16 protein-coding genes are annotated in these 14431 nt (G+C 69.4%); 8 read left to right on the forward strand and 8 right to left on the reverse strand.

What is annotated here, in order from left to right:
- Window positions 1–29 precede the first annotated feature (29 nt).
- Window positions 30–347, reverse strand: coding sequence for a nucleotide pyrophosphohydrolase (locus AORI_RS41820; RefSeq protein WP_016330623.1), 318 nt, complete (start codon window positions 345–347; stop codon window positions 30–32).
- A gap of 120 nt (window positions 348–467) precedes the next feature.
- Here AORI_RS41820 and AORI_RS41825 point away from each other — a divergent pair, with 120 nt between their 5' ends.
- From AORI_RS41825 to AORI_RS41835, 3 genes are all read left to right on the forward strand, one after another.
- Window positions 468–1391, forward strand: coding sequence for a nitrate- and nitrite sensing domain-containing protein (locus AORI_RS41825; protein ID WP_228688280.1), 924 nt, complete (start codon window positions 468–470; stop codon window positions 1389–1391).
- Window positions 1388–2695, forward strand: coding sequence for a hypothetical protein (locus tag AORI_RS41830; RefSeq protein ID WP_016330625.1), 1308 nt, complete (start codon window positions 1388–1390; stop codon window positions 2693–2695). Before AORI_RS41825 ends, AORI_RS41830 begins: the two co-directional genes overlap by 4 nt.
- Before the next feature lie 176 nt (window positions 2696–2871).
- On the forward strand, window positions 2872–4425 hold the full coding sequence (locus AORI_RS41835) for a DUF1841 family protein (RefSeq protein ID WP_016330626.1): 1554 nt from the start codon (window positions 2872–2874) through the stop codon (window positions 4423–4425).
- 11 nt (window positions 4426–4436) lie between these two features.
- On the opposite strand, the gene AORI_RS83785 is transcribed toward AORI_RS41835, so the two are convergent.
- From AORI_RS83785 to AORI_RS41845, 3 genes are all read right to left on the reverse strand, one after another.
- The gene (locus AORI_RS83785; RefSeq protein ID WP_167337755.1) at window positions 4437–4607 is read right to left on the reverse strand and encodes a hypothetical protein; all 171 of its coding nucleotides are present in this window, start codon (window positions 4605–4607) and stop codon (window positions 4437–4439) included.
- 254 nt (window positions 4608–4861) lie between these two features.
- Window positions 4862–5794: a type I pantothenate kinase gene (coaA, locus tag AORI_RS41840; RefSeq protein WP_016330627.1), complete on the reverse strand. Its 933-nt coding sequence runs from the start codon at window positions 5792–5794 to the stop codon at window positions 4862–4864.
- A gap of 158 nt (window positions 5795–5952) precedes the next feature.
- On the reverse strand, window positions 5953–6594 hold the full coding sequence (locus tag AORI_RS41845) for a macro domain-containing protein (protein ID WP_016330628.1): 642 nt from the start codon (window positions 6592–6594) through the stop codon (window positions 5953–5955).
- 97 nt (window positions 6595–6691) lie between these two features.
- On the opposite strand from AORI_RS41845, the gene pheA reads away from it, so the two are divergent.
- From pheA to AORI_RS41860, 3 genes are all read left to right on the forward strand, one after another.
- On the forward strand, window positions 6692–7600 hold the full coding sequence (pheA, locus tag AORI_RS41850) for a prephenate dehydratase (RefSeq protein WP_016330629.1): 909 nt from the start codon (window positions 6692–6694) through the stop codon (window positions 7598–7600).
- Complete coding sequence (locus AORI_RS41855) at window positions 7597–8217, forward strand: histidine phosphatase family protein (protein WP_016330630.1); 621 nt, start codon at window positions 7597–7599, stop codon at window positions 8215–8217. Before pheA ends, AORI_RS41855 begins: the two co-directional genes overlap by 4 nt.
- Window positions 8218–8570: 353 nt before the next feature.
- Entirely contained in the window at window positions 8571–9221 is a 651-nt protein-coding gene (locus AORI_RS41860; RefSeq protein WP_016330631.1) for a DUF4232 domain-containing protein, read from the forward strand.
- On the opposite strand, the gene AORI_RS41865 is transcribed toward AORI_RS41860, so the two are convergent.
- The 4 genes from AORI_RS41865 to AORI_RS41880 form a co-directional block, all read right to left on the reverse strand.
- Window positions 9218–9655, reverse strand: a complete 438-nt coding sequence (locus AORI_RS41865; protein WP_016330632.1) for a hypothetical protein — start codon at window positions 9653–9655, stop codon at window positions 9218–9220. The genes AORI_RS41860 and AORI_RS41865 overlap by 4 nt on opposite strands.
- Window positions 9656–9716: 61 nt before the next feature.
- The gene (locus tag AORI_RS41870) at window positions 9717–10976 is read right to left on the reverse strand and encodes an MFS transporter (protein ID WP_016330633.1); all 1260 of its coding nucleotides are present in this window, start codon (window positions 10974–10976) and stop codon (window positions 9717–9719) included.
- Window positions 10977–11191: 215 nt separating this feature from the next.
- A complete protein-coding gene (locus tag AORI_RS41875) occupies window positions 11192–11542 on the reverse strand; it encodes a metallopeptidase family protein (RefSeq protein ID WP_016330634.1) in 351 nt (116 codons plus the stop codon).
- A 4-nt stretch (window positions 11543–11546) separates the two neighbouring features.
- Window positions 11547–12527 (reverse strand): septum formation family protein, encoded by a 981-nt coding sequence (locus tag AORI_RS41880; RefSeq protein WP_043848504.1) that lies wholly within the window; start codon window positions 12525–12527, stop codon window positions 11547–11549.
- A 94-nt stretch (window positions 12528–12621) separates the two neighbouring features.
- Here AORI_RS41880 and AORI_RS41885 point away from each other — a divergent pair, with 94 nt between their 5' ends.
- Both AORI_RS41885 and AORI_RS41890 read left to right on the forward strand, forming a co-directional pair.
- Window positions 12622–13224, forward strand: coding sequence for a hypothetical protein (locus tag AORI_RS41885; protein ID WP_200870950.1), 603 nt, complete (start codon window positions 12622–12624; stop codon window positions 13222–13224).
- Window positions 13225–14391 (forward strand): glutathionylspermidine synthase family protein, encoded by a 1167-nt coding sequence (locus tag AORI_RS41890; protein WP_016330637.1) that lies wholly within the window; start codon window positions 13225–13227, stop codon window positions 14389–14391.
- The last annotated feature ends 40 nt before the right edge of the window (window positions 14392–14431 follow it).

Here is a 14431-nt window from a genome sequence, read left to right on the forward strand (position 1 = left end):
AGGAACGCCCCACAAGACCCGAAAGGCGGCTAACCGGGCGCCGGGAACCGGTGTTCGTTCCGATCGATCTTGGCGTTGGCCGCCTCGATCAGGTCCACCCCGAGGCTGTTCGCCAGCTGGAGGAGATACAGCGTGACGTCGGCGATCTCGTCGACGACGTTGTGCGCCAGCTCAGGGTCGGAGCGCCACTTCGCCGATTCCTCCGGCGTGAGCCACTGGAACAGCGAAGTCAGCTCGCCGACTTCGCCGGACAGCGCCATGACCAGGTTCTTCGGGGTGTGGAACGGTTCCCAGGCCCGTGCCGCGGCGAAGTCGCGGAGGCGCTGGTTGAGGTCGTCGAGAGTCACGTGCCGTGCCTACCAGATCGTCACGGTGCGCTAACGGCCGTATGGCGGACGAGCGTTGACGTGCAATTTGCAACTTGCCTAGCGTCGCTGGGCGTCGGGGAACGATCCGGAAGGAAAGTCTTGACGTACCAGCGAAGCCTTCGCGCTCGCATGCTCTCCATCGCGTTCGTGCCGAGCGCGGCCTTGGTGCTCGTCGCGTTGTTCATCGGCGGATTCCTCGTCCAGCAGGCCATCCAGGACCGCGACGACGCCGAGGCCGGGGCCATCACCCTGGCCGAGGCGAGCCGGGGGATCGCGTCGCTGCAGCGGGAGCGGGCGGTCGCGTTGCGGGCGCCGGGCAGCCGTTCCGCCACATACACCGCGTACGCCGACCGCATCGACACTTCGCTTTCTTCGTTGCGCGAGGTCGCGCGGGCCGCTCCGGACGCCGAAGTCGGCTTTCAGCAGACGATCGCCGTCGAGCTGCTCACCGCCGTCGAAGGCATGGACCGCAGCGATTCGCTCGCGGTCGCCGGGATCGACGACGAGGGGCGGCGCGACTATGCCGCCACCGTGGGCGCTTACCGGTCCAGGCTCGACGCCGTCGCCGGAAAGCTGACGGAAAGTAGCCGACGGACCTACCGCGAACTTGTCGGGAGTGTGGACTGGAGCCGGTTCGGCGCGGTCGAAACCGCGTTGAGCGCGGCCACGCCACCGCCCGTCGGCCAGGAGGCTTGGCGCGTCGCGGCCGGCGTCGTCGGCCGGACCCTCGGCGATCTCGCCGCACGCCAGATCGAGTACTCGGCGCAGCTCGCGATCGACGGCGGACGCCGGGTGCTGAGCGGCGCCCTCGCCGCCGCCGCGGCGATTTCGCTGCTCGCGGTGGTGGTGATGGCGATCGTCATGCAGCTGGCCAAGCGGCTCCCGATCCCGATCATCCGCTGCCCTTCCCGGCTCGACGCGGTGCCGCTGACCTGGTCACACCTGGTGAGCGATTACGCCGAAAAGAGCACGCTGTTGGCCCACACGAGTCGGCGAAGCGGTCGGGCAGACTTGTCCGGGTGAGTTCCCCGACGGATCTGCGCCCCTACCTGCGTACTTTGGACGCGGAAACGCTGGCGGACCTGCTGCACGCCCAGGCCGAGCGTGACCCTGAGTTACGGCAGGCTCTGGAGAACCGTTTCGCCACCCAGGGGAGTGACGTCGCCGAGGCGCACCGCCTCCTCGACACCGCCGTGCTGGCGGGCAACGTCGAGTACGCCGCGAAGGTCGGCTCCGTCCTCGATACGCTTCAGCGGCTTCTCGACGCCGGCAGCCGGGCCGACCTCGCGCCGCTCGCCCGCCGGACCGTGGACGACATCAGCGAGATGCTGGAACAGATCGACGACACCTCGGGCGAGGTCGCGGACCGGCTGGACCGGGCCGTCGAGCTGTACGCGCGGGCCTGCGTGGCCCGCCCGCCGGATCCCGAAAGCCTGGCCGCCTGGATCCTCGAAGTCGAGTTCGACGGGCCCGGCTGGCCGGCCATCGAGTTGGCCGACTTCGCCTCCGCCTTGGGGGAAAAGGGGATCGCGCGGATCCAGTCCACTGTGGACAAGGTGCTGGCGGAGCAGCCGTCCGGGGCGAAACGCGAGACGGCCGAGCGGCTGCGCGAGGAGCTGGCGGAGGTGTCCGGCGACGTCGACGCGCTCGTCGCGATCCTCGCCGCCAAGCCGCCGCGGGTGGACGTCAGTCTCAAGATCGTGCGTGTCCTGCGTGCGGCGGGGCGGCACAGCGAGGCCATCGCGCACGCGGCGCGGGCGCTCACCCACGACAAGAAGGAAGAAGCGCCTCAGGCGGAAAAAGATCCTTTGTCGCGTAAGGACTTCGACGAGAATCCCACGGCCGCCACCTACCTCGCCCTGCGCGAGGAGTCGCTGGAAACGGGGCGCTGGGTCGCCCAGCGGAAGACCGCGCTGGCCCGTCTGCGCGAACTCGCCGCCGGGAGCACCCCGGCCGCCGACGAACTCGTGCGCGCGTTGCTCGGCGAGGACCGCGCCGACGAGGCTTGGCGGGCGGCGGTGCGGTTCGAGGCCTCTTTGCCGGTGCGCGTCGAACTCGCGGACGCGCGTTCGGTCGCCCATCCGGCAGAAACCATTCCCGTGTATCGGGACCATGTCGAAGAATTGATCACGCGGAAAGATCCGAACTCCTACCGTGAGGCCGCCCGGCAACTGCGCAAACTGCGCACGGTGCACAAAAAGGCCGGTATGGCGGAAGAATTCAGCTCGTACCTGGGCACATTGGTGGAAATACACAAACGCAAGACCCGGCTGATCGCCGAGGTCAAGGCGGCGAGAATCGCGATTCCCAAACCGGTCGGCGCGTAACCGCGGCCGCCGGCCGTCGTTATTCGAGTGAACCGAGGAAACCCGGCGAAGAAGGTCGAAGTCGCGGTGGTCCTGTAACCGGTTTCCGCCCGCGTCCTCCCCGCGGACGGGACCCGTGTTCCGCGCCCGGGACCACCGCGACGAGCCCGATCGGGGCCGCGTGAAAACATGTCGCCATGAGTCCGGTCAGCCGTGCCCGCAAGAAGGCAGCCCAGCCCTCCACCCCGAGTGTGACGGGCCTCTTCAAGGACGTCCTCCGGGACTTCTCGACCCTTGGCGCCGAACCCGAGGTGCTCGACGTCGAGCTGCTGACGTCCGAGGTGCTCGGCCAGTGGTGGGACATCGAGGTCGAGGAGGACGAGACGCCACTGGGCCTGGAGCTCATCGCGTTCGCCGAGCGGAAGATCACCCCCGCCGCGGCCGCGCTGCTCGCCGGATTGCGCGTCTTCGCCGAGACCGAGGAGGAGCGCGAGGCGGCCGCTTCGGCGCTCGGCACCGTGCTGGGCCGCGGGATCCCGGAGCCGGAGTGGGCCGGGGACCTCGCCGCGGTGACCGTGGGGGACTGCTGGCGGACCGGCGACGTCTTCGGTGACGAGTCCTCCCTGCTCTGCGTGTTCTCCCGCGGCGGCGTCGAGCACGGCCTGCTCGCGCTGGTCGACTTCACCGAGGGCGGCCGGATCCGCGACGTCGTCGTGGTCGACAAGCCGCAGGACGTACTGGCCGAGATGCGCCAGCAGGCCGCCGACGACCCGGACCTGGTGACGTTGGAGCGGGTGCTGCCCGAGCGCGCGCACCAGCTGCTCGCGGACGGCCTCGCCGCGACGGACGTCGTCGAAGAACCCGACGTCAGCGAGGATTACGCGCGGTTCCACGCGCTCGCGCTGGCCTGGATCCGGGCGATGCCCGCGCCGGAACCGTCGCCCGAGATCTCCGAATGGCCCGAGCAGGTCCGCGAAGAGGTCGTCGCCGACTTCATCGGCTCCGGACTGGTGGAGGACACGGACGCGACGCGGTTCTACGCGCGTCTTCTCGTCGACTACGGCTGCGAGACCGAGCCGGGCAGCCCGCTGCGGGTCGGTCCCGAGAAGCTCGCCCGGTTCCTCGAGTCGCTACTGGACGGCGAGTTCGAGATCGACGAGGCCTACGAGGACGCGCTGGAGCCCGCCCTGCTCGGCTGGGTCACCTGGGCCGCCGACCGCGCCGGGCTGCCCGAGGCCGCGCGGGTGGCGCTGCTGGAGAGCGCGACCGAGTTCCTGGAGGAGTTCGCGCAGGACGAGGACTCGGCGCTGGACGTCTACTTCGACGGCTCGGAAGGGATCGAGGACCCGGCGGAACTCGCGGACGCGCTGGCACGCCGCATGTTCGCCGTCCCGACGGTCTACGCGGAGATCGGCGACGAGGAGCTGGAACTCGAGCCCGCCGACCCCGAACAGCGCCGCCTGCTGGTGATCGGTGAGCACCCCGAGTACCACGAGGCGCTGGCCGAGGAGACCTTCGACGGCGAGCCGAGGATGCGGCTCGCGCTCAAGACCACGATCGTCGACCAGCTCTGGGACGACGAGCCCGCCGAGGTCTGGCAGGCCGTGCGGCGGCTGGGCGAGACCGGGCAGGAGCGTGAGGAGATCTTCGACCGCCTCATCGAGGCGCTGTCCGCCCAGCTCACCGAAGCGGGCGAACACGAGATGGACTACGACGTCGACGACTACCGGAAGGCGCTCGACGAGCTCTGAGCGCCGGAGGCTCAGCTCAGCGGAGCCGCGGGGGAGCCCTTGGTCTCGGCGACTTGGGGCTTCTTCCGGCGCCGGTCCCCACGGGCGTCGTCGAAGTCGACGACGAAGGCGCCGGCGGCCATGGCCACCAGGAGTGCGAGTCCGAGAATCGAGCCGACCCAGGTCAGGATGAGCGAGAACATCGTGACCCTCCTCCCTGCTCAAGGCCTTTCGAGACCTTTCGTTCCCCTGACACAAGGGTCGCTGTGGGGGGCGGTAGCCGGTATCGGCCAACCGGTTACACGTACTGAGCGTGGATCGGCCGATCGGCCGAGGAAACCCGCTCGGCGACAGCGGTGCGCGACGAGAGGGCATCAACGGCTCGCCGGTGGTGCGAAGGCTCCTGCTTGTGAGGGAACGGCGGGACCCGCGATCGTCCGGTTACGGGGTGTGTCGATCAGAGCTTGCGCAGCCGGACCCGGTTGATCGTGTGGTCGGCGTCCTTGCGGAGCACGAGCGTCGCCCGCGGCCGTGTCGGTTTGATGTTCTCCATCAGGTTCGGCTCGTTGATCGTGTGCCACAGGTGGCGAGCCTCGGCCCGGGCTTCGTCGTCCGGAAGGCCGGCGAAGTGGTGGAAGTGCGACGCGGGATCCGCGAAGGCGGTGTGCCGCAGCTTGAGGAAGCGCTCGATGTACCAGCGTTCGATGTCGCTCGTCGGCGCGTCCACGTAGATCGAGAAGTCGAACAGATCGGAGACGGTGAGCCGAGGACCGGGCTGAAGGACGTTCAGCCCTTCGAGGATCAGGATGTCGGGCTGCTGAACGACCTGTTCCTCGTCGGGAAGGATGTCGTAGGCGAGGTGCGAGTACACCGGCGCGCTGACCCGTTCGGCCCCGGACTTCACCTCGGTGACGAACCGCAGCAGCGCCCGCCGGTCGTAGCTCTCCGGGAAACCCTTGCGGTGCATGATCCCGCGCCGGACGAGTTCCGCCCGCGGGTAGAGGAACCCGTCGGTGGTGACCAGGTCGACCCTGGGGTGATCCGGCCAGCGGGCGAGCAGCGTGCGCAGGATGCGGGCGGTGGTCGACTTGCCGACGGCGACGCTCCCGGCGATGCCGATGATGTAGGGCACCTTGGTGCCCCGGCTGTCCTCACCGAGGAAGGTGGTGGTGGCTTCGTACAACCGCTGCCGGGCGGCGACCTGGAGATTGATCAGCCGGGAGAGCGGGAGGTAGACCTCGGCGACCTCGGTCAGGTCGACCTGTTCACCGAGACCGCGCAGCCGCAGCAGTTCCGCGGCGGTCAGCGGCAGGGGAGTCGACCTGCGCAACTCACGCCACTGCTCACGGTGCAGCTCGACGTAGGGACTGAGCTCACGGACCCGCGGCATCGCACACTCCTCGCCCGTCGCCTGCGCTGGCGCCGTACAAAAACCGTGTTGACGAGTTCTCGGCGGGTGAACGTGCCTCGAACCGGATGAAGCCGCTTTAACGGTAGGGCTTACGGCTCGTGAACGCGCCGCGATGTGATGTAGCCCGCTTCGGGGCGCTACCGTCCGTTACGAGGACGACCGGGCGTGAAGACCTCGTCCCAGGCCGCGGCGACCTGCCGGGCGCAGGAGGCGGGGGCGACCCCGCCGACGCCGGTACCGAGCCCCGGCATCGCGATCGTGTGCACGAGATCACGGACGCGGCCCTGGTCGAGACGGCCGTCGCGCCACTGCTGGAACACAGCGCGGGCCGCGAGGTACGGGTGCACGGTGTCGCGCGGGAGGCGTTCGCCGGGTTCCCGCATCGTCGGCGCGCTGATCAGCCAGGCGGGCTCCGCCTCACCGGTCGGCACGATCACCGCTTCGCCGATCGGCAGCTCGCCGCCGTGGTAGGCGAGGACGGCGCTGCGGACGTTCTGCTCGACGCCGGGATACGCGCGGGCGTAGACGGCGTCGATGCCGCCACGCATCCAGCCGTAGGAGTTCGCGGGGCTGACGACGGCCTGCGCGACGACGTCGAGCACGGAGCCGCGGTGCACGAAGACCCGGCCGTCCACGGTGTCCGCGACGGTCGTCCAGGCTTCGGCGAGCAGGTCATCGACGGCGCACAGCACCAGCTCCGGAGTGGGATGGTCCGGCACGGGAGTGAAAGAGGAGCCGCCATCCTGGTGGCCGGTGTGCGTGCCCGGTTCGGCGGTCACGCCCTAAGCATGGCAAAAAAAGCCACCCGGCGTAACCGGTGCGCGTACCGGCTGTCCGAGTGAAAGTCGCCACCCGCGCCGTGCGTAATCTGGCGGGGTGTCACGGATCGCCTACTTCGGCCCCCAGGGAACCTTCACCGAACAGGCCGCGCGCCGGCTCGCCTCCGGTGAGGAGCTGATCCCCGCGGAGACCATCCCGGCGGCACTGGCCGCGGTGCGCTCGGGCGCGGCCGGCGCGGCCTGCGTCCCGATCGAGAACTCGGTGGAGGGCGCGGTCACGGCCACCCTCGACAGCCTGAGCGAGGCCGAGCCGCTGGTCGCGGTGGCGGAGGTGCTGCTGCCCGTCCACTTCAGCGTGCTGACCCGGCCGGGGACGACCGAGATCCGCACCGTGGCGAGCCATCCGCACGCGCTCGCGCAGGTCCGTCACTGGGTCGAGGCGAACCTGCCCGGCGCGCATCCGGTCGCGACGTCGTCCACGGCGGCGGCCGCGGTCGCGGTGGCCGAGGGCGAGTTCGACGCGGCCGTCACCGCGCCGGTCGCGGTCGAGCACTATCCGCTGGAGGTGCGGGCCACCGAGGTCGCCGACGTCCGTGACGCGAAGACCCGGTTCCTGCTGGTCCGCGCCCCCGGCGAGCTGCCGGAGCCGACCGGGGCCGACCGCACGTCGATCGTCGCCGCGGCCACGAATCGGACCGGCGCCCTGGCCGAGCTGCTCACCGAACTGGCGGTCCGCGGGATCAACCTGACCAAACTGGACGCCCGCCCGACCAGGAACAACTTCGGCGAGTACCGCTTCTTCATCGACTTCGAGGGGCACGTGGCCGAGCCCCGGATCGGCGACGCGCTGGCCGCGTTGCGCCGCCGGTGCCGCAACGTGCGGTTCCTCGGCTCCCACCCGCGCGCGGACAACGGCACGACCGAGATCGAGCCGGGCGCCGCCAACGAGGATTTCACCGACGCGATCGACTGGGTCCAGTCGGTACGGAAGGGAGCACAGGCGTGAAACTTCTCCTCGTCCGCCACGGCCAGACCGACGGCAACGTGCGCGGCGCGCTCGACACCGCGCTGCCGGGGCCGCCGCTCACCGAGCTGGGCCGCGAGCAGGCACGGGACCTCGCGACGCGGCTGCACGGCGAGCCGATCGTCGCCGTCTACGCCTCGCAGGCGGTCCGCGCCCAGCAGACCGCCGCGCCGCTGGCCGCCAAGCTCGGCCTCGACGTCCAGGTCCTCGACGGCGTGCACGAGGTCGCCGCGGGCGACCTCGAAGGCAAGACGGACAAGGACTCGATCACCACGTACATGAGCGTCGTGCGCCGGTGGACCCTCGGCGAACTCGACCCGCCGATCCCCGGCGGCGAGACCGGCGCGCAGGTCCGCGCCCGGCTGCTCGACGCGGTCTCCCGGCTGCGCGCCAAGCACGAGCAGGCCGACCCCGACGGCACGGTGGTGCTGGTGAGCCACGGCGGCGCCATCCGGCTGGGCGGCGAATGGCTCGCCGGGAACGTGACCGCGGAGATCGCCAACCAGGGCCTCATCCCGAACACCGGCATCGTCGAACTCGTCGGGACCGCCGCCGGCTGGACCTGTCTCACCTGGGCGGAAACCTCCGTCGAACCTTGACCTACTGGTCCGAAGTCTGTGAAGGCCTCCTTGAGGGACTCTGGGTCCCTCAAGGAGGCCTTCACAGACCGGGAACGCAAGTGCGCGAGTGCGGCGCCACCGCACGCCTCGTGAGTGGCGTTTCGGGTTAGAACCCGAAACGCCACTCACGACCGCCGGTCCCGGGGCGAAAGCGTCCTTCACCGCGTCTCATGCGGGTATGGCTCCTTTCAGCCCGTTTGCCTCCACCCCCGCCGGGGAACACAGCACACAAGATCTATTAACACCTTGTGGGGAATTAACCGCTGCGGCGCAACCTCGTCGGCGGACGACACGTCTACTGGACGGTGGGTCACCCGGATACAGGGAGGCGAATGACCATGGTTCGTTCGAAGTTGATCTCCATCGGCGGTCTCGTCGCGGGTACCGCCGGGCTGTTGATGCTCAGCGCGTGCGGTGCGGAGAACGCGCCCGTCGCGCAGAACACGTCCGCGTCGCCGTCGAGTTCGGTGCCGGACACCTCGGCGGCGCCCAGCGCGACCTCTTCGGCTCCGGCCCCGGCTCCACAGCCCGTCCAGCCGCCCGCGCAGGCGTCGAAGAACGACGGGCTCTGCAAGGCGGGCGACGTCAAGCTGTCCCTCCAGGACAGTGACGCCGCCGCGGGCACGGTGTACCGGAAGCTCGTCATCACCAACACGAGTGGCAACTCGTGCACCATCCAGGGCTTCCCCGGCGTCTCCTACGTGACGGGCGCCGACGGTCACCAGGTCGGCGAGGCCGCGTACCGCGACGGCACCAAGGGCGGCCCGGTCCAGCTGGCCAACGGTGAGAGCGCGATCGCCGACGTCGGCTTCGTGAATGTCCGCAACTACCCGGAGGAAGTCTGCAAGCCGGTCGAGACCCGGGGCCTGCGGGTGTACCTGCCGCAGGAGACGGCGTCGAACTTCCTGGCGGTGCAGGGACTCGGCTGCACCGGCAAGATCTCGGGCAACCAGCTGACGGTCAAGACCGTCCACAAGGGCTAGAGCTGCGTGCAGAGCTGTTCGGCCTGCGCGAGGTGCCGCTGCCCCGAGATCTGGTTGAAGTGCAGGCTGAACACCATCCGGCTGACGCCGTCGATGTGGTCGGCCAGCGGCCGGTAGGTGTCGTTGGCGGCGGCCGCCGCGGCGGAGAGTTCGCGTGCGGCCGTCATCCGGTGCAGGACCTCGGGCGCCAGCACGGCAACGGTCCGGTCGCCGGGCGCGGAGTCGGTGGTGTCGGGGATCGTGCCGACCCTGGCCAGCGCCGCGCACGCCGCCTGCGCGTCTTCGAGCGCCCCGGCGTTGACGCCGGAGAGCGCCCAGAGCATGCCGATCACGCCGCCGCCGATCACGAAACCGATGACGGCGGTGAGCACTTGCGGGCGTCTGGAAGGTTCTGTCGTCCCCACGCCGGCCTCCGGCACCAGTGTCTGCTGCATCGCGGACCTCCCCGTCACCCGTGGCGGTGATGGGCTATTTCAGCACCAAAGACCTTGGTTTTCACCGGTCTTGGTGGAGAACCCGCTCCTCCGTGGCCGATTCGTCATCGAAGGCGCCGGGCCGTAACGAGACGAACGCGAAACCGGCTACGCCGAACAGCAGCAGCCCGGACGTGAGGAACGTCCGGGCCGGGGAACCGAGGGCGTGGGTGAGGACGCCGCCGAGCAGGGCTCCGATCGGGATCGCGCCCCAGACGACGGTGCGCCACACGCCCAGCACCCGGCCGAGCAGGTCGCCGGGGACGAGGGTGTGCCGTGCCGTCCCGAGCACGATGTTCACCGCGACGACGGCCGCCGCGAACAGGCCGAACAGGGCCGCCCCGGCCACCGGCGAGCTCGTCAGGCCCATGCCGGTGAACGCCGCGCCGCAGCAGGCCGTGCCGCCGAGCAGCACTGCTCGACGGCTGAACGCCTTCACCAGCCGCGGAGCGAGGGCAGCGCCGAGCAGACCGCCGATACCGCCGACGAACGCGAAGAGCCCGAAGGCCGCTTCGCTGAGGCGCAGGTACTCGATCGCGTACAGCACCAGCTGCGCCTGCGCGAGTTCGCTGACCAGGCTGATCGCCCCGGCGAGGACCACCAGGCGCAGCACCAGCCGGCTCTGGTTCAGCCAGCGGAAACCTTCCGCCAGTTCGGTGCGGAGGTCGGTGGTGGCGCGTTCGGCGGTTCGCGGCCGGTAACTCCCGGCGAGGCCGATCAGCACGACCGCCGCGATCGCGAAGCCCACCGAGTTGAGCAAGAACGGGAAGGTTGCGAAGAGCGCGAAGGTGGCGCTGCCGATGGGCCCGCCGAGGAAGGTCTGGCCCACGATCTCGGTGGCCTGGAGCTTGCTGTTCGCGCCGTCGAGCGAACCCTCGCCGACGACCGCCGGGATGAGCACGTTCGCGGCGCTGTCGGCGACCACCTCCGCGAAGCCGATGAGCAGAGCGGCGGCGTAGACCATCCAGATCGTCACGCCGCCCGCGGCGACCAGCGCGGCCGTCCCGCCGACGACCACCGCCCGGACGCCGTTCGCGAGGATCATCGCCCGCCGCCGGTCGACCCGGTCCAGCAGCGCGCCCGCCGGGAGCGCGAACAGCAGCCACGGCAGGAACTGGGTCGCCGAAAGCCCGGCGATGAGCAGCGGATCCCGGGTCAGGGTGACCGCGAGCAGCGGGAACGCGACCTTGCCGATGCCGTCGCCGAGGTTCGACGCCGCGCTGGACGCGAGCAGCCAGCGCAACCGCCGGTCGCTCCTCCTTCGCACCGTCGATTCGGCCATGCACCGCCTCCCCAGGCATTCGCCGGCGACGGCCGGCGACAACGTGTCGAAAAGTTTAGCGGGGCTGTCGCCCAAAGTGGCGGGGTTGTTACACCCAGTTAAGAATCCGGAGAACCCTTGGTGCTCCACGCACAAAAATCACCGACCATGCGGCCCCCGGCGCGGAATCCGTCGCGAGGAGAGCAAGGGACCTTTGCTATCACCCGCGCGGCGGCTCAGCCCCACCCGAGTTCGTGCAACCGCTCGTCGTCGATGCCGAAATGGTGGCCGACCTCGTGGACCACCGTGATCAGCACCTCCTCGACGACGTCCTCCTCGGTGTCGCACATCTGCAACAGCGGGCGCCGGTAGATCGAGATCCGGTCGGGCAGCACCCCTCCGTACTCGTGGGTCCGCTCGATCAGCGCGACGCCGTGATAAAGCCCGAGGATCGTGGGCGACTCCTCGTTGAACTCCTCCACGAGCACCACGACGTTGTCCATGGCGTCCGCGAATTCGGGTGGGAGCTCGTCCAGTGCCTCCGAAACCAGCTCTTCGAAACGCTGCTGGGTCATCTCGACGGGCACCTGATCACCCTCCGGTCTTCGGCGGCGAGGAAGACGACGGCGGCGGGGACTCGCCGGTGCCGACCTTGACGCTCCCGGTGACCGGCGCCAGCCCCTTGTTGTCCGGCAGGACCGCCGCCACCTTGCAGTTCACCAGCGTCGATCCGGCGTCCCAGCTCTCCTGCTCGCGGACGTCCCAGCTGATGATGAGCTTCTTCGCCGCCAGGTCCGCGTTGCCGCTGTACTCCTGCGCGGCCGTCGAGCACTCGGTGTCCAGCCAGGTGTTCTGCTGCTCCTGCGACGGGTAACCGTCCTTGAACTTCGTCTTGAGGTCGAGCGTCGCGAAGATCTCGTACGAATGCGCCTGCGCGCAGTCGATCGGGTCGCCGAAGCTGTTGTTGAGCAGCGCGAGGCAGGTGCCCGGCTCCCACACCGCGGACTGGTCCTGCTCCTTGGCCGGCCCCTTGGTCGGCTGCAGTTTGCCGCCCTGGCCCGCCCACTGCAGGCCGCACCGCAACTGCCGGTCGCCGTCGGCCCACTGCGCGGGCGTCGGCCGGAGCAGGTTCATGCTCAGCTTGCCGTAGGGATCGAGGTTGCGGCCGAGGTACGGCTTGACGTCGACAGTGCACTGCGACCGGGAGATCTCCTGCCACTGCTCCAGGTTCGGGCTCGGCACCCCCGGCGGGTACTGCGCGCCGATGTCGACGATGCTGGTGACCTCGAACAGATGGGACTCCGCGCACGGCACGCGCCGCGCGTCGGTGGCGTCCGGGTTGTTCCAGGTCAGACAGGTGCCAGGGGGAGATTGGAACGCCTCGGCCGCGGCGGGCGACAGTTTGGGGGCGCCGCCGCCCGCACCGCCCTCCGGGCCCACGTTCCACGAAAACGCCACACTCAGCGAAAGCGCGATGATCGCGCCCACGAACACACCGGCCATGACGAGCCGGGTGCGCAGGGTGCTCAGCGCGTTTCGCGGGTCACGGAACCGCTCGGCCTGTTGAGACATCCACTCCATGATGCCCGCGCCGCACGTAAGGTGCGCGTACCGGGTGGTTAGTGTTGGACACGAGTTCGGGCCGGCGGGCGATTACGGAGCTTCGATGACGCAGGATGACAACCAGGGGGCACAAGCGCCTCAGGAGCCGCCGAAGCGCGGTTCGATGCGCTTCCAGGACAGCAGCACGCAGGCGCGGCAGCCGTCGCTGGCCGAGCAGCGGGCACGCCAGCAGGCGCTGGCGGAGCAGGAACGCCAGGAGGCGCTTGCCGCCGAGGCCGCCCGCGCGGCCGAAAAGAAGTCTTCGACCAAGAAGAAGATCCTGATCGGTACCGGCGTGACCGTCGGCCTGGTCGGCCTGGTCGCGACGTTCTACACCGTCGCGAAGCCGGAGAACGTGACGGCCGTCTGCACCACCAAGGACGGGATCGTCGACCAGGACGACAACTGCGACGAGCGGTACGTGACGTCGCACGGCGGCTACCACTCCGGTGGCTTCTTCTTCATCCCGATTCCGGGCGGCGGCGGATACAACAGCTACCGCTACAACTACGGCGGCACGGGGACCATCGGACAGCGCGTGTCCGGGGGCTCGTACACCGCGCCGTCAGGCGCGAACATCAGCACGAAGTCGGGCAAGTCCGTCCAGCGTGGCGGGTTCGGCATCAGCGGCAAGAGCGGCGGCAGCGGCAAGAGCGGGGGCTCGTAGGTGTACCGGGATTCCAAGCCGCCCCGGCGGGATTGGCAGAACATCGTCGAAGAGCAGGGTCTGGTCTTCGGCACGCCCGCCCGCGACGGCTCCGGCAAGTCCCGGCCGTACTGGGACGAGTCGGTCCACTACGTCTTCGACATGGACGAGATCCTGTCCGTCGAGGCGGACGTCGAACTGCTGCACTCGATGTGCCTCGAAGCGGTCGACAACGTGATCACCACCGAGCAGTACCACCGCTTCGGCATCCCGGAGTGGGTCTGGCCGCATATCGCCGAGTCGTGGAAGCGGCAGGATCCGCACGTCTACGGCCGGTTCGACCTGCGCTACGACGGCAAGAGCCCGGCGAAGCTGCTCGAATACAACGCCGACACCCCGACCTCGCTGCTCGAGGCCGCGGTGCTGCAGTGGCACTGGAAGACCGCCGTCTTCCCCGAAGACGACCAGTGGAACTCGATCCACGAGAAGCTCGTCGAGCGCTGGGGTGAACTCGCCGACAAGCTGCCGTCCAACGAACTGCACTTCACCTGGTCTTCGGCCGATCCGTCCGGTGAGGACCACGTGACGACGGCCTACCTGCAGGAGACCGCGGCCGAGGCCGGGCTCGACACCGTCGGCCTGTCGATCGAGGAGATCGGCTGGGATCCGGTGCTCAAGCGGTTCGTCGACCTCGAAGAGGCGCAGATGGCGACCGTGGTGAAGCTCTACCCGTGGGAATGGGTGGTCGACGAGGAGTTCGGCCGCTTCGCCGTGGAGACCATGCCGCGCACGCTGTGGGTCGAGCCGCTGTGGAAGATGATCCTCTCCAACAAGACGCTGCTCGCGATCCTGTGGGAGAACTACCCGGGGCATCCGAACCTGCTGCCCGCCTTCGCCGACGACCCCGGCCTGCTGACCGAGTACGTCCGCAAGCCGAAACTCGGCCGCGAGGGCGCGAACGTGCAGATCGTCGCCACCGGATACGAGACGCAGACCGACGGGGTCTACGGCGCGGAAGGGTACGTCTACCAGGCGTTCGACCCGCTCCCGGAGTTCCAGGGTTACCGGCCCGCGCTCGGCGCGTGGATCGTCGGGGACCAGGCCGCCGGTCTCGGTATCCGCGAGACCGCGGGACTCGTCACGGACGACGGTGCGGCGTTCGTCCCGCACCGCATCATCGAGACGTGATAGAAGCAACCGCACAAACCTGACATTTCCTGACTTCCTG

The sequence above is a fragment of the Amycolatopsis keratiniphila genome (assembly GCF_000400635.2).
Taxonomy (GTDB): domain Bacteria; phylum Actinomycetota; class Actinomycetes; order Mycobacteriales; family Pseudonocardiaceae; genus Amycolatopsis; species Amycolatopsis keratiniphila.

Bases quoted from the DNA above. Each gene is read 5' to 3' on its own strand.
- AORI_RS41835 (WP_016330626.1), top strand. From the start codon at position 2,872: ATGAGTCCGGTCAGCCGTGCCCGCAAGAAGGCAGCCCAGCCCTCCACC.
- AORI_RS83785 (WP_167337755.1), bottom strand. From the start codon at position 4,607: ATGTTCTCGCTCATCCTGACCTGGGTCGGCTCGATTCTCGGACTCGCA.
- coaA (WP_016330627.1), bottom strand. From the start codon at position 5,794: ATGCCGCGGGTCCGTGAGCTCAGTCCCTACGTCGAGCTGCACCGTGAG.
- AORI_RS41860 (WP_016330631.1), top strand. From the start codon at position 8,571: ATGACCATGGTTCGTTCGAAGTTGATCTCCATCGGCGGTCTCGTCGCG.
- AORI_RS41865 (WP_016330632.1), bottom strand. From the start codon at position 9,655: ATGCAGCAGACACTGGTGCCGGAGGCCGGCGTGGGGACGACAGAACCT.
- AORI_RS41870 (WP_016330633.1), bottom strand. From the start codon at position 10,976: ATGGCCGAATCGACGGTGCGAAGGAGGAGCGACCGGCGGTTGCGCTGG.
- AORI_RS41880 (WP_043848504.1), bottom strand. From the start codon at position 12,527: ATGTCTCAACAGGCCGAGCGGTTCCGTGACCCGCGAAACGCGCTGAGC.
- AORI_RS41885 (WP_200870950.1), top strand. From the start codon at position 12,622: ATGACGCAGGATGACAACCAGGGGGCACAAGCGCCTCAGGAGCCGCCG.